Origin of the sequence: Paenibacillus sp. HW567, assembly GCF_000374185.1 — a bacterium.
In the GTDB taxonomy this organism is placed as follows: Bacteria; Bacillota; Bacilli; order Paenibacillales; family Paenibacillaceae; genus Paenibacillus_AQ.
Map to the genome: position 1 here is coordinate 49,724 of NZ_KB910518.1, position 18,127 is coordinate 67,850.

Sequence of the window (18,127 nt, forward strand, 5' to 3'; positions counted from 1 at the left end):
TCGTGAACATTTTATTCATGGGCCCTCCTGGGGCAGGCAAGGGAACACAAGCAGCGGTAGTTGTGAAAGAACTGGATATTCCTCATATTTCGACTGGTGATGCTTTTCGCTTGGCAATCAAGCAAGGTACGCCGGTTGGACTTAAGGCCAAATCTTATATCGACCAAGGCTTGCTTGTACCTGATGATGTGACTATTGGAATCGTTGAAGAACGGCTGCAGCAGTCCGATTGCGAAAAAGGTTTCTTATTGGATGGTTTTCCAAGAACCCTTTCGCAAGCGGAAGCGCTGGAAGATATTCTTAGCCGTCTAAATCGTTCCTTGGATCATGTAATCAACTTGAATGTGGACCGTGGACTACTGATGGCGCGTCTTACCGGACGCCGGATCTGTAAAGTTTGCGGTACATCCTACCATTTGATTTTCAACCCGCCGAAGCAAGAAGGCATTTGCGATATTGATGGCGGTGAATTGTATCAACGTCCGGATGACAACGAAGAAAGTGTAGGCAAGCGTCTGGATGAGTATGACAACAAGACAGCGCCGTTGCTTGCGTTTTATGACAATAAAGGTCTTTTGCGTCAGGTGAACGGGGAAAACGAAATCAATGTCGTTTCTTCCGAAATCGTATCTATGCTGCGAGGTTAATGTAATGATCATTTGTAAATCCGAACAGGAACTTGCCTTTATGAGGGAAGCTGGTCGAATAGTTGCCGAGAGTCACCGTCTGATTGCTGAGGCTATCCAGCCCGGCATTACGACGGGGGAGCTCGACAGAATTGCCGATCAATACATTCGCAGTCAAGGTGCTGTGCCGTCTTTCAAAGGTTACAACGGTTTTCCTGCCAGCATTTGCGCTTCAGTCAACGAACAATTGGTGCATGGATTTCCGGGTAAGCGAAAACTGGTTGAAGGCGATATTGTTACGCTGGATATCGGTGCAGAGTACCGCGGTTATCACGGTGATTCCGCCTGGACCTACGGGGTGGGCAGCATTTCCGAAGAGGCTCAGCGTCTGCTGGATATCACGGAAGGCTCCTTATACGCAGGACTGGCGTTAGTCAAGCCGGATGTGCGCTTGTTTACAATCTCCCATGCAATTCAGCAGTACATCGAGGATGCCGGATTCTCCGTCGTTCGCGAGTATGTTGGTCATGGCATTGGGGCAGAACTGCATGAAGAACCGCAAATTCCGAATTATGGCATAGCGGACCGCGGACCACGTCTGAAACCGGGTATGGTACTCGCGATTGAGCCGATGGTGAACGCAGGGGACAGATATGTCAGAACGCTGGAAGATAACTGGACGGTCGTCACGGTAGACGGCTCACTGTGCGCTCATTTTGAGCATACAGTAGCTGTAACGCCGGAAGGCATGGAAATTTTCACAAAACTGAATGCGTAGGTGATCTTCACGTGAATACTGGGAGCAGCCCGCAGATTGGTCAATTAGTGAGAATTCTCAAAGGCAAAGATGCCGGAGAGGCTGCCGTTGTTATCGCAGTTGTTGATAGCAGATTTGTATACATTGCCGATGGAGACAAACGTAAGTTTGATGGGCCCAAGAAGAAGAATATCGGACATCTGGAGCTCATACCATTCATCAGCAGTGAGATTGTGAACAGTTTGGAAGAAACCGGCCGGGTAACGAACGGAAAGCTGCGGTTTGCAGTTATGAAGTACGGTGCGTCAGCCGGAAAAAGTGCAAGTGAGAAAGGAGACTAACTGTGGCTAAAGAAGATGTCATTGAAGTGGAAGGTACGGTCATTGAGCCGTTGCCGAATGCAACATTTAAGGTTGAGCTTGAGAACGGTCATCAAATACTTGCCCATGTGTCCGGGAAATTGCGGATGCACTTTATCCGTATCCTAACCGGAGACAAAGTGGTCGTGCAGTTATCGCCTTATGATTTGTCTAAAGGCCGTATAACTTACCGAAAATAGATGGGAACTACAACAAAAGTTTTGCTTCGCAAAACTTTGAGGAGGTAATTAACATGAAGGTAAGACCTTCTGTAAAGCCCATTTGCGAAAAATGCAAAGTCATCCGCCGCAAAGGGACTGTTATGGTAATTTGCGAAAATCCGAAACACAAACAAAAACAAGGTTAAGAAGGGGGTGTAGCGTAAAATGGCTCGTATAGCTGGAGTGGATTTGCCACGTGATAAACGCGTTGAGATCGCCTTGACTTATATTTTCGGAATCGGTAAAACGACTTCCCAGAAAATTCTTAATGAAACAGGCATTAACGTTAACACACGTGTCCGTGATTTGACGGAAGATGAAGTCAGCAAACTGCGTGAAATGATCGACAAATCGGTTAAGGTTGAAGGTGACCTGCGTCGTGAAATTTCCTTGAATATTAAACGTCTTACTGAGATCGGCTGCTACCGCGGTGTTCGTCATCGTCGTGGATTGCCTGTTCGCGGTCAACGTACCAAAACGAATGCCCGTACCCGGAAAGGCCCGCGTCGTACGGTAGCAAACAAAAAGAAATAAGAAGGGGTGAAAAGAGACAATGGCTAAACCGAAAAAAGTCGTACGTACCAAACGTCGCGACCGTAAAAATATCGAGAGTGGCGTGGCACACATCCGTTCCACGTTCAACAACACTATCGTTACGATCACGGATCCTCACGGAAATGCAATTTCCTGGGCAAGCTCCGGCGGTCAAGGATTTAAAGGTTCCCGTAAATCGACTCCATTTGCAGCGCAAATGGCAGCCGAATCTGCAGCCAAAGCAGCTATGGAACACGGCATGAAGTCCGTTGAAGTTATGGTTAAAGGACCGGGCGCGGGCCGCGAAGCAGCCATCCGTTCCCTTCAGGCCGCAGGCCTTGAAGTAAACCTCATTAAAGACGTAACTCCGGTTCCTCACAATGGATGCCGTCCGCCGAAACGTCGCCGCGTATAGTGAAATCAGAATTGTGATTGTGGTATAATTCTGACGCATCTGCTAATAATAGGTGTTTAGGCATACTACATGATACACCTGATGGGGTGACAGTTTCATATAGGAGCGACGTTTGAAGGAGGGGTACACTCGTGATAGAAATCGAAAAGCCGAAGATTGAGACCGTAGAAGCCAATGATGAAGGAACCTATGGGAAATTCGTAGTTGAACCGCTGGAACGTGGATATGGCACGACTCTGGGGAACTCGCTTCGCCGGATCTTGCTTTCCTCCCTTCCGGGAGCCGCAGTGACTTCGGTCCAAATTGACGGCGTTCTGCATGAGTTCTCGACCGTTCCTGGCGTAATGGAAGATGTGACGGAGATCATTCTGAACCTTAAAGCTCTTTCCTTGAAGATTCATTCAGACGAAGAGAAAGTGTTCGAGATTGATGCTGAAGGTGAAGGCATCGTTACCGCAGGTGATATCCGTGCGGACAGCGATGTTGAGATCCTGAACCCGGATCTTCATATTGCAACGCTGGGACCTGGCGCGAGACTTCACATGCGTATTTTTGCAGGCCGTGGCCGCGGTTATGTCCAAGCGGACCGCAACAAACGCGAGGATCAGCCCATCGGCGTTATTCCGGTGGATTCCATCTATACGCCTATCTCCCGTGTGAATTACGGCATCGACAACACTCGTGTCGGTCAAGTGACCAACTACGACAAGCTGACGATGGAAATTTGGACGGATGGCAGTATCAGACCGGAAGAGGCTGTTAGCCTCGGAGCCAAAATTTTGAACGAGCACCTCGTTTTGTTCGTAGGACTTACGGATGAAGCGAAAGACGCCGAAATTATGGTGGAAAAAGAAGAAGACAAAAAAGAAAAAGTGCTTGAGATGACAATCGAAGAGCTTGATCTTTCTGTACGTTCTTACAATTGCCTCAAACGTGCCGGTATTAATACCGTACAAGAGCTGACTACAAAAACTGAAGAAGATATGATGAAGGTTCGTAACCTGGGCCGCAAATCTTTGGAAGAAGTACAAGAAAAGCTCGAGGAACTTGGTTTAGGACTCCGTACAGAAGAATAGCTGACAGATTGCTTGAGTAAAGGAGGGAAAACAAATGGCTTACCAAAAATTGGGCCGTGATTCCAGTGCGCGCAAAGCGTTGTTTCGCGACATGGTAACGGATCTGTTTCTTTATGAGCGTATCCAGACAACGGAAGCTAAAGCGAAGGAAGTTCGTTCCATCGCTGAAAAGCTGATTACTAAAGCGAAAAAAGGCGATCTTCATGCTCGTCGTCAAGTAGCAGCATTTGTCCGTCGTGAGACTGTAGACGGTGAACAAGACGCTATCCAAAAATTGTTCTCTGATATTGCTCCTCGTTACACAGAGCGTCCAGGCGGATACACTCGTATCCTGAAGCTGGGACCTCGCCGTGGCGACGCTGCGCCTATGGTTTATCTTGAACTGGTAGACCGCGCGTAGTATCACAAGCCATGATTTCCGGATGTACCCTTTACGCATATACTGTAAGCAGTATGTGCAGAGATGTATGAACGTTATTGTGCTGCAGGGGCATTAAGGCCCTGCAGCACAATTACCGCGGGAATCACCTTGTATAGAGTAGAAGGAGCTCCCGCCGGGGCTCTTTTTTTTTGAGAACCTCTGGAATGTGCAGATTGGAATTCGATTGAAAGGAAGAACGTAATGCGCAATCTATTGATGAAGGTCAATTATGATGGCACTAATTATGATGGCTTTCAGACCCAACCTCAGGGCAATACGATTCAGGACCATTTGGAGCAAGCTATTCTTCATCTTACCGGGGAGAGGATCAAGATTACAGCCTCAGGCCGCACAGATGCAGGAGTTCATGCTTATGGTCAACCTTTTAACTTCGTAACCTCTTCGCAAATTCCAACGCAACGCTGGTGTCTGGCCCTGAATGCCCGGCTGCCGCAGGATATCGTGGTTACTGAGGCAACTGAGGTTCCTCTTTCCTTCCACTCCCGCAGAGGAGCGAAGCGTAAGACCTACCGGTATACAATCAACGGCAATCGGTTTCCAGACCCGTTCCAGCGGCGCTGGCAGCATCATCATCCGGTGAAGCTCGATCTTTCAGCTATGGAGCAGGGATTGGCTCATATTGTGGGGACCTATGACTTCACATCGTTTGCATCTAGGAAGTCCACGAAGGCATCCCATGTCCGGACGATTTTTGAGGCGCATATGGAGATTGACCGCAGTATGTGCCGCAGCGGGTCTGGAGACCAGGGCGTTATTCATACTTATATTACAGGCAGCGGCTTTCTGCAGCATATGGTCCGCATTATTATGGGCACGCTAATTCACGTGGGCGAAGGCAAGATTCGTGCGGAAGCAGTTGCAGGTATACTGGCAGCATGCGACCGTGCGGCAGCGGGCCCCACAGCGGTGGCAAATGGGTTGGCGCTATGGAGCGTAGAATATGACAAGGTGGAAAGCTAATCGCTGGGCATCTTTTTTATCAAGAAAAAATATGCCTTTAATATTAGAAATCACTTGCGCTAGCCGCGATTATGCTGTAATATAAAAGTTGTGTTTTCTTGATGGCTATCCCACAGCCCCGATCAAGAAAATGCCAACAAACAAGCTTTTTTTAACTCACATAATCGTAATTCAATGAGAAATTAGATATACGAAACATATGATTTTCGTACGAGAACAAGGAGGAAACTTTCATGCGTACCACCTATATGGCGAAGCCGAACGAAGTTGAACGCAATTGGCATATTATTGATGCCGAAGGCAAGACACTTGGCCGTTTGGCGAGCGAAGCCGCTGCTTTGATCCGTGGCAAACACAAACCGCAATTCACTCCACACGTTGATACTGGAGATTTCGTAATTGTTATCAACGCAGAGAAGATTCATTTGACAGGTAAGAAATTGCAAAACAAGAAATACTACCGTCACTCGATGCACCCAGGCGGCTTGAAAGTTACTGTTGCTGAGGATCTGCTGAAGACTAAACCTGAACGTGTCATTGAATCCGCCGTACACGGCATGATTCCTAAGACTCGCCAAGGCAATCAAATGAAGCTGAGACTCAAAGTATATGCAGGCGCCGAGCATCCACATGCAGCACAAAAACCTGAAGTTTACGAACTTCGCGGATAAGAATAGAGGAGGACAGTTTCATGGCACAAGTACAATACTATGGGACAGGTCGTCGTAAACATTCGGTAGCACGTGTTCGCCTTGTACCGGGTGAAGGACGCATTGTCATTAACAAACGCGAGATGGACGAATATTTCGGTGTGGAAACATTGAAGATGATCGTTAGACAACCTTTGGACCTGACTGAAACACTGGGCAACTACGATGTAATCGTTCTTGCACATGGTGGCGGTATTTCCGGTCAAGCTGGCGCAATCCGTCACGGGATCTCCCGTGCACTTCTGAAAGTTGATCCTGAGTACCGTGGACCACTGAAGAAAGCCGGATTCCTGACTCGTGACCCACGTATGAAAGAGCGTAAGAAATACGGCCTCAAAGCCGCTCGTCGCGCTCCACAGTTCTCGAAACGTTAATATCCCTTGCATTGCAAGGAAATCAAGCCTCTGGCCTCTATGGTCAGGGGTTTTTGTTTTACCTGCCAGCAATACTTTATTCCAAAATGGATAAAACCCATTGACTTCGGCTCTGAAAGCCTTATACTATTCCATATAAGATTAGTTGGAATTGACGGATTTTTAATGGGCTATGAGAGATACCAGGATGGAGGAAGAAGAAGATGAATCTGCTTGAGAAAGAGGATTTGATCAAAGTTAAGGCTGAGGAATTGGAAAATGCATCACCTGAGGAGATTATCCGCTGGGCTGTTGAGACTTTTCCTAATATTACCTTTGCCTGCAGCTTTGGCGCCGAAGATGTCGTGCTTGTCGATATGCTTCAGAAAGTTAGTCCTTCCACTGACGTTTTCTATCTGGATACCGATTTTCATTTCAAGGAAACCTATGAGACTAGAGATGTGATGGCTGATAAATACGGTATGGAATTTGTTCGTGTATCGCCGCAGATTACCCCGGGGGAACAGGCGGTTCAGTACGGTGAAGCACTGTGGAGCACCGATCCCAATCAGTGCTGCGCAATCCGCAAGGTAGAGCCGCTTACCCGGATTCTATCGCAATATGAAGCCTGGATTACAGGAATCCGCCGTGATCAGGCGCCAACCCGCGCCAATGCCAAAAAAGTCGAATATGATAATAAGTTTGGCCTTGTAAAATTTAATCCGATTGCCGGTTGGACCACCGAGGATGTGTGGAACTATATTCGTGAGAATGATGTAGTGTACAACCCGCTGCATGACCGCAATTTCCCGAGTATCGGCTGTGAGCAATGCACACGGGCAGTTATGCCGGGCGAAGACCCGCGTGCAGGCAGATGGTCCGGATCGGACAAAACAGAGTGTGGACTGCATAAATAAGACATAATCCGTCAAGCAGAAGGAGAGAGAGCATAGATGACTTCAATACTTCCTCATGGAGGAACACTGGTTCAGCGCGTAGCAGAGGGTGCAGAGAGAGAACAGCTCCTGCTGCAGGCTTCTGGCTATAAATCAATTGCTGTGAATACATGGACATTATCGGATCTCGATCTAATCGGGGTCGGGGCATTTTCTCCGCTTTCCGGCTTTATGAATGAAGTAGATTACCACTCTGTAGTCAAAAGCATGCGCCTCTCGAATGGCACGGTTTGGAGCATTCCCGTTACACTAGCCGTGAAAGACGAAGTAGTCTCGGGTCTTGCTGTAGGTGACAGAGTATCGCTGATCGGTGAGGAAGATGGAGTTATTTATGGACTGCTTGATATTGAGAGCATTTATAGCGTAGATCAACAGCTTGAAGCGCTCAATGTCTTTAAAACGAATGATCCTGCGCACCCTGGGGTGAGCAAATTGCTGGCCCGGCCGGCAACCTGTGTCGGAGGACCAATTACAGTACTCAATCGTCCGCAGCCGGAGAAATTCGGAGAGTTTTACTTTGACCCGGCGGAGACCCGGCGGATTTTCGCGGATAAAGGCTGGAGAACCGTCGTAGGCTTTCAGACACGCAATCCGGTCCACCGTGCGCATGAGTACATTCAGAAATGTGCTATGGAGATTGTGGACGCGCTGTTCCTCAATCCCTTGGTCGGCGAGACCAAATCCGATGATGTTCCGGCCAACGTGCGGATGAAGAGCTATTTGGCGTTGCTGGAGAATTATTATCCGGCAAATCGTACGTTTCTGGGTGTATTCCCGGCGGCGATGCGTTACGCTGGCCCGAGAGAAGCGATATTCCATGCAATGGTGCGGAAGAATTACGGATGCACGCATTTTATTGTCGGCCGTGATCACGCGGGAGTGGGTGATTATTATGGAACCTACGAGGCACAGGAGATATTCTCGAATTTTACAGCCGAGGAGCTTGGAATTACTCCATTATTTTTTGAACACAGCTTTTTCTGCATAAAATGCGGGAATATGGCTTCCAGCAAGACCTGTCCGCATCCGGGCGATCAGCATTTGACATTGTCCGGCACGAAGGTGCGTGCGCTGCTGCGAGACGGCAAGTGTCCTCCTCCTGAATTTACGCGTCCTGAGGTAGCGGAGATTCTGATCGAAGGTATGTCTGCCGAAGTCACCGCCCAATAAAGAGCCAGTACTATTTGGCCCTCTTGTCCCATATAGATGAGTAGAATCTATCGGGACGAGGGGGTCTTTATTATGTCTGGCCGAAAGCAAGGTAAAGTCTCGGTCTGGATCTCGTGGGGCAGCATCAAAAAAAGCTTACTGGGCGCCGCTCTGCTGGCGGTGATGATCGGCATTATCGCCTATGATGTGCCAACCGCCAAAACATTGAATTATTGGAGTTTGCCGCTCTCTGGCAAAGTTATTGCCATTGATGCCGGTCATGGAGGTCCTGACGGGGGTGCGGTCAGCCGGGGCGGCTTGATCGAGAAGGACATTAACCTGTCGGTTTCTTTATATCTGCGGGATTATTTACAGCAAGCAGGCGCGATTGTAGTCATGACCCGTGAAGGGGATTACGATCTGGCCCAGCGGGATACGAAAAGCTATTCCAGACGTAAGACGGAGGATTTGAAGATGAGGGTAAGAAGCATTGAGGAGAAGCGGGCGGACCTGTTCATAAGCATTCATATGAATAGTGTGCCTTCAAGACGCTGGAGTGGTGCGCAGACCTTCTATTACCCGAACAACGAGGGGAATAAAGCGTTAGCAGGTTTTGTGCAGGGGGAGCTAAAAACCACACTTGAGAACACCGACCGCGTTGCCAAAACTGTGAATACCGTTTATTTGCTAAAAGCGCTGAAAATCCCTGCTGCGCTTGTGGAGGTCGGGTTCTTGTCCCATCCTCAGGAATCGGCTCTGCTCGGAGATGATGTCTATCAGCGGAAAGTGGCCACCAGTATTTACCGTGGAATTCTGCGGTACGCTTCGGAGCAGCCTTGAGTAAGGATAACCCATTCGCGGAAGGGTACCTGTAATGCTATAATAGACAAAAAAATACCGGTACCTTACCCGTCCGGAGAAGATAAAGAGGTGTTTTCCATGCTGACCAGGGAACAAATCCAGGAACTATTGCAGCCGCTCGCAGACCCGGAATCCGGAAAAAGCCTTATTGATTTGCAGTTAATTCGGGATATCATGGTCAAAGAAAACAAGGTTTCTCTTTCCATCGTATGTCTGGATAAAGAAGGGACAAGCCGCATGGAGCTAGAGCAGAAGGTGCGCGTCTTGCTGAATGAAGGAGGAGTGGATGATATCCACATCCGGCTGCGGGATGCCACCGACTATGAACGCGCTATCCTTCGCGGAGAGAGCACAGAGGACGAGCCGCAGGCAGAACAAGGGGAGAAGCTAAAGGGACACGCAGTGGGCCTTGAGGGGCACGAGCTGATCAGTGAGAACTCGGGTGTGAACTTCATCGCAATTGCCAGCGGTAAAGGCGGTGTGGGCAAATCGACAGTAACAGTAAATTTGGCAGTGGCGCTGGCAAGGAAGGGCAAAAAGGTCGGGCTTATTGATGCCGACATCTATGGCTTCAGCATTCCGGATATGATGGGAATCGAAGAAGGCCCTATTGTTGAAGAGGGGACTATTATACCAGTAGAACGGTTCGGAGTGAAAGTTATGTCTATGGGCTTCTTTATCCGTGAGAATAGCCCTGTGATCTGGAGAGGGCCGATGCTTGGCAAAATGCTGCGCCAATTCTTCAGCGATGTCGGCTGGGGAGAGTTGGATTATCTGCTGCTTGATCTGCCCCCGGGAACCGGTGATGTGGCACTGGATGTACATCAGATGCTGCCGCACAGCAAAGAGATCATAGTGACCACCCCGCATGCAACAGCAGCCTTTGTGGCCGCAAGAGCGGGCTCAATGGCTTTGCAAACGGATCATGAGATTCTGGGAGTTATCGAGAATATGGCTTATTATGAATGCTCCTCATGCGGGAAAAAAGACTACATCTTCGGCCGCGGCGGCGGAGCAAGATTGGCGGAGACACTGCATACCGATCTGCTGGCGCAAGTCCCCCTTGGCGCTCCGGACAACCACATTTCCGAGCCGGATTTCTCGCCCTCGGTATATAAGGCTGAGACGGGAACCGCCAAGCTGTTCGCTGAGATTGCTGATAAGCTGATCGCTAAATATGAGCAGGAATAAAGCTCCAAAGAGGCCTTTCCTTCAACGGATTGGCCTCTTTTTTGGAGTTTATGGCTCATTAGGAGCCTGAATCATCGCCGCTTTGCTTCTGACTGCCTCCCCCTTTTCCTCCCCCTTTTTTCTGAACCTTTGGTTGAAGCTCATCCTGCACCACAGTCTTCAGGAGATCGAGCACTTCCATCCGAAATAAAGGGTTTTGCATCGCTTCCTGCATAATCGTCATTGATTGCTTGCGGTAATCGGATGTTTTTGTAAGATCAAGGAACATTTTCATCATTTCCGGGGATTTCATAATTTCCTCAACAGACTTCTGATAAGCCGGGTCCTTGATCAGTTGAAGATGCAGCTCTTTACTCTGCGAATTGATGGCCTTTGCGAAGTCTCCGGCGAATTGCGGGTCGGTCATGATTTTTTCGATTTCTTTCTGGTACTCTGGTGCAGTGATGGTATTCTTTACAGCGACGCGGATTTGCTCTGCGGTTTGCATTGGCATCATTTTCATGCTGATTCCGCTTGAACTGCTTCCTCCAGAGCTTGAACCGGGAGACTGTAAAGCCTCCTCAACCGCCTTTTTTCCTTCGTCACTCTTTAATATATCTACTACCATGGTCTTCATTTCCTTATAGCTGACTTGTCCGGAAGAGGAGCTGCTCTGTTCGCCTCCGCAGGCTGTTAAAGCCGTAGTCATGCAGAGCACCAGGATTCCGGTCCACAAAGTCCTCCATTTCATTGGCGCTGCCCTCCTTTATAGGATTCCTGAATGTAGTATGCCGCACGGGAGGGCATTTATGTTGTAGTACAATGGTTTTTTAACGGTAAGCTTGGTAAAATAAATATGACACGGGGAGGTGACATGGCTGAATTTAAGAAAATGGTTTATTTATTTTGGACCACGCTTTTGATCGGGGCGGGAGGGGCCGCGATTGGCTGGCCTGGCGCTGCAGACAGCAAATGGGCAGATTGAATTCAAAAGCACAGCCGATCTCTGATTCTTTTAGGCTACAGTATACTGGTGGGTGTTTGCTTGGATTTTTCGTTTATTTAATTCTAAATCACATGAGAACAGGTGTTTTCAGCGGAAAATCTGGCAATACATACAAGTGGTGCTTTCCGTCCTCGCCCTGCTTGAACTATTTTCCTGCGTTCCTTTGTAGGGAGCGGCAGAAACGTAATTTCCGATTTGCTTCTGGGCATTGGGATTTTGCTTACCGCCATTATCGTAGCTTACTTCAAAGTGCGCAGCACGAATGTCTCAGCCTGGATTCCGACATTTTTCTTTCTGACAGCCATCACCATAGCAGAAATTATAGGCGTCCTCCGAATTGGGGTGGACAGTGCCACCGTATTTATTGTGATTCCGCTTATTGCTTGCAATGCATTCCAGATTTTGATGCTGCACCGTATTATGGAGCCTGCATCAGCTTGACAATGAAAAACCCCGCTCCTCTGGTGGAACAGAAGACGGGGTTTTACCTCAATTTTATGGTTAAAACCAGAAGCGGGAGGTTAATCTTTAAGAACAGCCTGCAAATCCGGAAGCAATCCCAACAGGAGGGGAATATATGAACATCAAGCGTTATATGATAAAAGACACAAGCGAAACAGTCCTGAAAAAGCTCGATCCCGAGGATAGCGGCGACTTTGAATCCAAGGAAGAAGCGGAAGCCAAAATGGTCAAACTTAAGGAACGTCTTGCCGAGCTGCAGGATATTCTTTTCGCCCAGAAGAAGCACTCGCTGCTGGTTATTCTTCAAGGCATGGACTCCAGCGGCAAGGATGGCACGGTCAAACATATTTTTTCCGGCATCAATCCTCAAGGATTTATGGTGACCAGCTTCAAGAAGCCTTCCTTGGAAGAAGAAGCCCATGATTTCCTGTGGAGAGTTCACATGAAAACACCGCCGAAGGGCTACATTGCCGCTTTTAACCGGTCGCACTATGAGGATGTCCTGGTGCCCCGTGTGCATGGCAGCTTGAAAAAAGAAGAGCTAAAGCGCCGCTTCCGCTATATCCGTGAATTTGAAGAAATGCTGGCGGAAGAAGGAACTACGATCGTCAAGCTTTTTTTGCATATCTCCAAGAAAAAGCAGCTCGAAAAGATACAGGAACGCTTGCAGGACCCGACCAAGCACTGGAAATTTGATGCAAGCGATTTGCAGGAACGGGAATACTGGGATGACTATCAAGCTGCGTATGAAGATGTTTTCAGGGAGACCAGCATTGAGAACGCGCCTTGGTACTGGATTCCGGCCAATCATCGCTGGTACCGTAATTACCTGGCTCTCGCCATTGTTGTAAAGACGCTTGAGGGTCTTGATCTCAGCTATCCGAAACTGGATACCCCTACACCTGACATTTCGAAGCTTATTTCACCACGCTATTAAATGCTCCTTTTACGGTCTGGAGGGGTTGTTACATTCCTGCAGCATCCTCCAGGCTCTCATTCAGGGAAGCGGAATCCCGGACCTCTTTGCCTTCGGCGCTGCTTTGGCTGATCAGCTCGGATACAGTGACGAATTCGTACCCCTGGCTGCGCAATTTGTCAATAATAATCGGAAGTGCTTCATGAGTCTGCTTACAGGAATCGCTGGCATGCAAAAGCACAATATCACCGGGATGCGCTTTGCTTGTCACGCGGTTTACGATGTTATCAACACCGATATTTTTCCAATCCAGCGAGTCAGTATCCCATTGGATTACCTTGTAGCCCAGATCGGTTGCGACCTGCAGGACCCTTTTGTCAAAATCGCCATTAGGCATGCGAATCAATTTCGGCTCTTTGCCGGTTAACTCGGTCAGCACGGTATGCGCAGTTGAGATCTGGTTGCGGATTTCCTCATTGCTGAGCGTACTATAGTTCACATGCTTGTGCCCATGACTGCCGATTTCGTACCCTGCATCTTTAATGCTCGTAACGATTTCCGGGTGCGTTTTGCTCCAGGGAGAAGACAGAAAAAACGTTGCCTTATCGACTTTTTTGTCTTCGAGCACCTTCAGAATCGGTCCGGGCCTTTTTTCTCCCCAGCTAATATCAAACGTTAAAGCGATGAGCTTCTTCTCCGTCGGCACACTGTAAATGGCGGAAGGGGCCGTTTCGGAAAAAACGGTAATGTTGCCCCTCTCGACATAGATGACACCGGCGGCAAGAAGCGCGGCGGCAAAGATATAGATGAACCGTTTTATCTTTTTGCCGCTGAATACATAAAAAGAATTCATAATGACAGCGCTCCTCTCCCATGCGAAATGCTTGTTTGTTCTAAATGTATGCTGGGACAGGGCGCTTATGACCTTATATATGTCCAACCCTATTTTTAGGAGGTTTTTATCTTGTCTTTCTATGCTTTCGCTAAAGATTTAACCACGATACGCAAAGCTTTACTGCTCGCTCTTATCTTATTTGTGGCGGGAGGGGTGATCGGCTGGATTGGCACCGGCAGTCTGCAAAAGCTGCTGTCCGGGCAGCTCGAGGGATTAAGTAAAATCAGCGGCAGCCTCAAAGAATCCGCACATCCGCAGTGGAGCTTTTTTCAATTTATATTTTTGAACAACAGCATTAAAGGTGTCCTCATTATTTTTCTTGGCGCTTTATTTGGCGTATTGCCTGCGTTGTTCTTGTTGATTAATGGTGCAGTAATCGGCTATCTGATTCATGCGTCGGCGCTGCAGGGGCTGGATTTATTCGAACTTATCGTGAAGGGGCTGCTGCCGCATGGAATTATTGAAATCCCGGCAATCATCATTGCCTGCGCATTTGGTCTGCAGTTTGGCTTGAAGGTCCTCAAAGATCTCTTCAGCTCCGCTGCAACAAGAGAGCAAAGAGTCGGGGAGTGGCCGGCCTTCATGCGCCAAACGTTGAGAGCATCCATCTGGACAGTGATTCTTCTGCTCATAGCGGCGGTCATCGAAAGCACAATTACATTTTCTCTTTTATCATAAAAAAACAGAGAAATGAGCATAACAGTAAAGCCGCCAGTTTCAGGGATTGTAAGGCGAGTTTGCGTATGACCTCGGACCAGACTGTAAAGAGTTTTTTATAATTATGGTTACAGATACCGTGCTCCGGTTAATCTAGTGTAAGTGGATATGCACACAGCTTTCCCCATCAAATAGACTATCTTCTATTGCGGCGGCATTTGAGGACCTTGTTTATTTTCAATTTAATGAAGGAGGCCAAGCATATGTTGGGAATGTTGTTCAACGAGAAGGAGTGCAAGGAGCTGGACTATGTTTTGCGTAAAGAACTTGATGAAATGCTCCTTGATTTAAGTGATCAACGCTTGGACCAAAATATCAGGCACGCCATCGCCAACCGATATAAAACGGTATTCCGTATGTACGCACGTTTCGCACCTCAGAAGGAGCTTTCCAAGTACGCATGGGGAGGACGCTATTCGCAGTTCAAACACTAAGCAATTGAATTTAATTAAATAGGTTGACTAAAAGGGAGTCGCTGTGATACATTATATCTCGCGCTCCTTTTCAATGTTTTGGAGAGCTGCTGAAGGCAAGAAGAGTTGAAAAAAACTTTTTTCAAAAAATAACTTGCCAAATGCACCGACGCTGTGATATATTATAAAGGTCGCCGCTGACAAGCGATGACAAAGAAAAACGAGAACTTGATCTTTGAAAACTGAACAACGAGTGAGTCGGATTTTACGAAAGTGAAGTCCAAAAATGAGAATGCAAATTCTCGTCAGATGTTTCAAAATGAGCGAATCGCTCTTTCTAAATACCAATTTGGAGAGTTTGATCCTGGCTCAGGACGAACGCTGGCGGCGTGCCTAATACATGCAAGTCGAGCGGAGCTTATCCTTCGGGGTAAGCTTAGCGGCGGACGGGTGAGTAACACGTAGGCAACCTACCCTGTAGACTGGGATAACTACCGGAAACGGTAGCTAATACCGGATAATTCCTTTCTTCTCCTGAAGGAAGGATGAAAGGCGGAGNNATCTGCTACTAGAGGATGGGCCTGCGGCGCATTAGCTAGTTGGTGGGGTAACGGCCCACCAAGGCGACGATGCGTAGCCGACCTGAGAGGGTGAACGGCCACACTGGGACTGAGACACGGCCCAGACTCCTACGGGAGGCAGCAGTAGGGAATCTTCCGCAATGGGCGAAAGCCTGACGGAGCAACGCCGCGTGAGTGATGAAGGTTTTCGGATCGTAAAGCTCTGTTGCCAGGGAAGAACGTCCGGTAGAGTAACTGCTANCGGAGTGACGGTACCTGAGAAGAAAGCCCCGGCTAACTACGTGCCAGCAGCCGCGGTAATACGTAGGGGGCAAGCGTTGTCCGGAATTATTGGGCGTAAAGCGCGCGCAGGCGGCTNTTTAAGTCTGGTGTTTAAACCTTGGGCTCAACCTGGGGTCGCACTGGAAACTGGATGGCTTGAGTACAGAAGAGGAAAGTGGAATTCCACGTGTAGCGGTGAAATGCGTAGAGATGTGGAGGAACACCAGTGGCGAAGGCGACTTTCTGGGCTGTAACTGACGCTGAGGCGCGAAAGCGTGGGGAGCAAACAGGATTAGATACCCTGGTAGTCCACGCCGTAAACGATGAGTGCTAGGTGTTAGGGGTTTCGATACCCTTGGTGCCGAAGTTAACACAGTAAGCACTCCGCCTGGGGAGTACGGTCGCAAGACTGAAACTCAAAGGAATTGACGGGGACCCGCACAAGCAGTGGAGTATGTGGTTTAATTCGAAGCAACGCGAAGAACCTTACCAGGTCTTGACATCCAACTAACGAAGCAGAGATGCATCAGGTGCCCTTCGGGGAAAGTTGAGACAGGTGGTGCATGGTTGTCGTCAGCTCGTGTCGTGAGATGTTGGGTTAAGTCCCGCAACGAGCGCAACCCTTGACTTTAGTTGCCAGCAGGTAAGGCTGGGCACTCTAGAGTGACTGCCGGTGACAAACCGGAGGAAGGTGGGGATGACGTCAAATCATCATGCCCCTTATGACCTGGGCTACACACGTACTACAATGGCCGGTACAACGGGAAGCGAAGCCGCGAGGTGGAGCAAATCCCAGCAAAGCCGGTCTCAGTTCGGATTGCAGGCTGCAACTCGCCTGCATGAAGTCGGAATTGCTAGTAATCGCGGATCAGCATGCCGCGGTGAATACGTTCCCGGGTCTTGTACACACCGCCCGTCACACCACGAGAGTTTACAACACCCGAAGTCGGTGGGGTAACCCGCAAGGGGGCCAGCCGCCGAAGGTGGGGTAGATGATTGGGGTGAAGTCGTAACAAGGTAGCCGTATCGGAAGGTGCGGCTGGATCACCTCCTTTCTATGGAGAATCGTTCTCTGCGATGAGAACATTCATATTGGAAGCTTGTCTTCCGGATACTTAACGCGTATCCATTTGTTCGGTTTTGATGGAATTTGCGGGGCCATAGCTCAGCTGGGAGAGCGCCTGCCTTGCAAGCAGGAGGTCAGCGGTTCGATCCCGCTTGGCTCCACCAACAAACTTCATCTTTTTGTTGTGCCTTGATCCTTGAAAACTGGATACCGAAACGAAAATGCGTTTTAGAACATTCCTTTAAGCTGAACTTGTGTTAACACAAGTGAAGATTTAATAGCGATGCGAAGTGAAGGTTTTCGATTGTGAAGCGACCTTTGGCTTTGAATGATCTAGCGGACGGAGTCATCCGGGCGCGCCATTCAGAACAAGATGAGCGAACAAGCGAAACACCGGAACGTTGGTTAAGCTACTAAGAGCACACGGAGGATGCCTAGGCGCCAGGAGCCGACGAAGGACGTGGCGAACAACGAAACTGCCTCGGGGAGCTGTAAGCAAGCTTTGATCCGGGGGTGTCCGAATGGGGAAACCCAACTGTGGTAATTCGCAGTTACTCGCATCTGAATACATAGGGTGTGTAGAGGCAGACCAGGGGAACTGAAACATCTAAGTACCCTGAGGAAGAGAAAACAATAGTGATTCCGTCAGTAGCGGCGAGCGAACGCGGAACAGCCTAAACCAAGGGGCTTGCCCCTTGGGGTTGTGGGACGTCTCACATGGAGTTACAAAGGAAGATGGTAGGTGAAGAGGTCTGGAAAGGCCCGCGATAGAGGTAAAAGCCCTGTAACCTAAACTGTATTCCCTCCGAGACGCATCCCGAGTAGTGCGGGGCACGTGAAACCCCGTATGAATCCGGCAGGACCATCTGTCAAGGCTAAATACTACCTGGCGACCGATAGTGAAACAGTACCGTGAGGGAAAGGTGAAAAGCACCCCGGAAGGGGAGTGAAATAGAACCTGAAACCGTGTGCTTACAAAAAGTCAGAGCCCTGTTTAGGGGTGATGGCGTGCCTTTTGTAGAATGAACCGGCGAGTTACGTTTAACATGCAAGGTTAAGGTGAGAAGCCGGAGCCGCAGCGAAAGCGAGTCTGAATAGGGCGACTGAGTATGTGGACGTAGACCCGAAACCGTGTGATCTACCCCTGTCCAGGGTGAAGGTGCGGTAACACGCACTGGAGGCCCGAACCCACGTACGTTGAAAAGTACGGGGATGAGGTGG

22 protein-coding genes, 1 tRNA gene, 1 rRNA gene and 2 other annotated features are annotated in these 18,127 nt (G+C 48.9%); of the genes, 22 read left to right on the forward strand and 2 right to left on the reverse strand.

Features of this window, described 5'->3' with window-relative positions; all coding sequences use genetic code 11:
• Window positions 1-2: 2 nt before the first annotated feature.
• The 16 genes from B212_RS0100295 to B212_RS0100370 all read left to right on the forward strand — a co-directional run bounded on the left by B212_RS0100295 (window position 3) and on the right by B212_RS0100370 (window position 10,610).
• Window positions 3-647, forward strand: coding sequence for an adenylate kinase (locus B212_RS0100295; protein ID WP_019908246.1), 645 nt, complete (start codon window positions 3-5; stop codon window positions 645-647).
• Between the two features lie 4 nt (window positions 648-651).
• The gene (gene map, locus B212_RS0100300; protein ID WP_028530520.1) at window positions 652-1,404 is read left to right on the forward strand and encodes a type I methionyl aminopeptidase; all 753 of its coding nucleotides are present in this window, start codon (window positions 652-654) and stop codon (window positions 1,402-1,404) included.
• An 11-nt stretch (window positions 1,405-1,415) separates the two neighbouring features.
• A complete protein-coding gene (locus tag B212_RS0100305) occupies window positions 1,416-1,724 on the forward strand; it encodes a KOW domain-containing RNA-binding protein (RefSeq protein WP_019908249.1) in 309 nt (102 codons plus the stop codon).
• A 2-nt stretch (window positions 1,725-1,726) separates the two neighbouring features.
• On the forward strand, window positions 1,727-1,942 hold the full coding sequence (infA, locus tag B212_RS0100310) for a translation initiation factor IF-1 (RefSeq protein WP_018753971.1): 216 nt from the start codon (window positions 1,727-1,729) through the stop codon (window positions 1,940-1,942).
• A gap of 53 nt (window positions 1,943-1,995) precedes the next feature.
• Window positions 1,996-2,109: a 50S ribosomal protein L36 gene (rpmJ, locus tag B212_RS0100315; RefSeq protein ID WP_003322638.1), complete on the forward strand. Its 114-nt coding sequence runs from the start codon at window positions 1,996-1,998 to the stop codon at window positions 2,107-2,109.
• A gap of 19 nt (window positions 2,110-2,128) precedes the next feature.
• Window positions 2,129-2,497, forward strand: coding sequence for a 30S ribosomal protein S13 (gene rpsM / locus B212_RS0100320; protein WP_019908250.1), 369 nt, complete (start codon window positions 2,129-2,131; stop codon window positions 2,495-2,497).
• Between the two features lie 19 nt (window positions 2,498-2,516).
• Complete coding sequence (gene rpsK, locus B212_RS0100325) at window positions 2,517-2,912, forward strand: 30S ribosomal protein S11 (protein ID WP_019908251.1); 396 nt, start codon at window positions 2,517-2,519, stop codon at window positions 2,910-2,912.
• Window positions 2,913-3,043: 131 nt separating this feature from the next.
• Window positions 3,044-3,988 carry a DNA-directed RNA polymerase subunit alpha gene (locus tag B212_RS0100330; RefSeq protein ID WP_019908253.1) on the forward strand — a complete coding sequence of 315 codons (945 nt, stop codon included), beginning with the start codon at window positions 3,044-3,046 and terminating at the stop codon, window positions 3,986-3,988.
• Window positions 3,989-4,022: 34 nt separating this feature from the next.
• Window positions 4,023-4,388, forward strand: coding sequence for a 50S ribosomal protein L17 (gene rplQ / locus B212_RS0100335; RefSeq protein WP_019908254.1), 366 nt, complete (start codon window positions 4,023-4,025; stop codon window positions 4,386-4,388).
• 222 nt (window positions 4,389-4,610) lie between these two features.
• On the forward strand, window positions 4,611-5,390 hold the full coding sequence (truA, locus tag B212_RS0100340) for a tRNA pseudouridine(38-40) synthase TruA (RefSeq protein ID WP_019908256.1): 780 nt from the start codon (window positions 4,611-4,613) through the stop codon (window positions 5,388-5,390).
• Between the two features lie 233 nt (window positions 5,391-5,623).
• On the forward strand, window positions 5,624-6,061 hold the full coding sequence (rplM, locus tag B212_RS0100345; protein WP_019908257.1) for a 50S ribosomal protein L13: 438 nt from the start codon (window positions 5,624-5,626) through the stop codon (window positions 6,059-6,061).
• 20 nt (window positions 6,062-6,081) lie between these two features.
• Window positions 6,082-6,474, forward strand: a complete 393-nt coding sequence (rpsI, locus tag B212_RS0100350) for a 30S ribosomal protein S9 (protein WP_019908258.1) — start codon at window positions 6,082-6,084, stop codon at window positions 6,472-6,474.
• Between the two features lie 203 nt (window positions 6,475-6,677).
• Complete coding sequence (locus B212_RS0100355; protein ID WP_019908259.1) at window positions 6,678-7,370, forward strand: phosphoadenylyl-sulfate reductase; 693 nt, start codon at window positions 6,678-6,680, stop codon at window positions 7,368-7,370.
• 36 nt (window positions 7,371-7,406) lie between these two features.
• Window positions 7,407-8,579 (forward strand): sulfate adenylyltransferase, encoded by a 1,173-nt coding sequence (gene sat / locus B212_RS0100360; RefSeq protein WP_019908260.1) that lies wholly within the window; start codon window positions 7,407-7,409, stop codon window positions 8,577-8,579.
• A 72-nt stretch (window positions 8,580-8,651) separates the two neighbouring features.
• Complete coding sequence (gene cwlD / locus B212_RS0100365) at window positions 8,652-9,398, forward strand: N-acetylmuramoyl-L-alanine amidase CwlD (RefSeq protein ID WP_019908261.1); 747 nt, start codon at window positions 8,652-8,654, stop codon at window positions 9,396-9,398.
• Between the two features lie 99 nt (window positions 9,399-9,497).
• Window positions 9,498-10,610 carry an Mrp/NBP35 family ATP-binding protein gene (locus B212_RS0100370; protein WP_019908262.1) on the forward strand — a complete coding sequence of 371 codons (1,113 nt, stop codon included), beginning with the start codon at window positions 9,498-9,500 and terminating at the stop codon, window positions 10,608-10,610.
• 58 nt (window positions 10,611-10,668) lie between these two features.
• On the opposite strand, the gene gerD is transcribed toward B212_RS0100370, so the two are convergent.
• The gene (gene gerD / locus B212_RS0100375) at window positions 10,669-11,340 is read right to left on the reverse strand and encodes a spore germination lipoprotein GerD (RefSeq protein WP_019908264.1); all 672 of its coding nucleotides are present in this window, start codon (window positions 11,338-11,340) and stop codon (window positions 10,669-10,671) included.
• Window positions 11,341-11,811: 471 nt separating this feature from the next.
• On the opposite strand from gerD, the gene B212_RS35155 reads away from it, so the two are divergent.
• Together B212_RS35155 and B212_RS0100390 are read left to right on the forward strand one after the other, a co-directional pair.
• Window positions 11,812-12,036, forward strand: a complete 225-nt coding sequence (locus B212_RS35155) for a KinB-signaling pathway activation protein (protein WP_442950106.1) — start codon at window positions 11,812-11,814, stop codon at window positions 12,034-12,036.
• Between the two features lie 136 nt (window positions 12,037-12,172).
• A complete protein-coding gene (locus B212_RS0100390) occupies window positions 12,173-12,994 on the forward strand; it encodes a PPK2 family polyphosphate kinase (RefSeq protein ID WP_019908269.1) in 822 nt (273 codons plus the stop codon).
• Window positions 12,995-13,022: 28 nt separating this feature from the next.
• Here B212_RS0100390 and pdaB read toward each other — a convergent pair whose 3' ends face one another.
• Complete coding sequence (gene pdaB, locus B212_RS0100395; RefSeq protein ID WP_019908270.1) at window positions 13,023-13,826, reverse strand: polysaccharide deacetylase family sporulation protein PdaB; 804 nt, start codon at window positions 13,824-13,826, stop codon at window positions 13,023-13,025.
• Between the two features lie 111 nt (window positions 13,827-13,937).
• On the opposite strand from pdaB, the gene B212_RS0100400 reads away from it, so the two are divergent.
• From B212_RS0100400 to B212_RS0100415, 4 genes are all read left to right on the forward strand, one after another.
• The gene (locus tag B212_RS0100400) at window positions 13,938-14,546 is read left to right on the forward strand and encodes a stage II sporulation protein M (protein WP_019908271.1); all 609 of its coding nucleotides are present in this window, start codon (window positions 13,938-13,940) and stop codon (window positions 14,544-14,546) included.
• Window positions 14,547-14,788: 242 nt separating this feature from the next.
• A complete protein-coding gene (locus tag B212_RS0100405; protein WP_019908273.1) occupies window positions 14,789-15,019 on the forward strand; it encodes a hypothetical protein in 231 nt (76 codons plus the stop codon).
• A gap of 325 nt (window positions 15,020-15,344) precedes the next feature.
• Window positions 15,345-16,895: ribosomal RNA gene (locus B212_RS0100410) — 16S ribosomal RNA — on the forward strand.
• 99 nt (window positions 16,896-16,994) lie between these two features.
• A tRNA-Ala gene (locus tag B212_RS0100415) sits at window positions 16,995-17,070 on the forward strand.
• A 253-nt stretch (window positions 17,071-17,323) separates the two neighbouring features.
• Window positions 17,324-17,880: a sequence feature (23S ribosomal RNA rRNA prediction is too short), on the forward strand.
• A gap of 170 nt (window positions 17,881-18,050) precedes the next feature.
• Window positions 18,051-18,127, forward strand: a sequence feature (23S ribosomal RNA rRNA prediction is too short).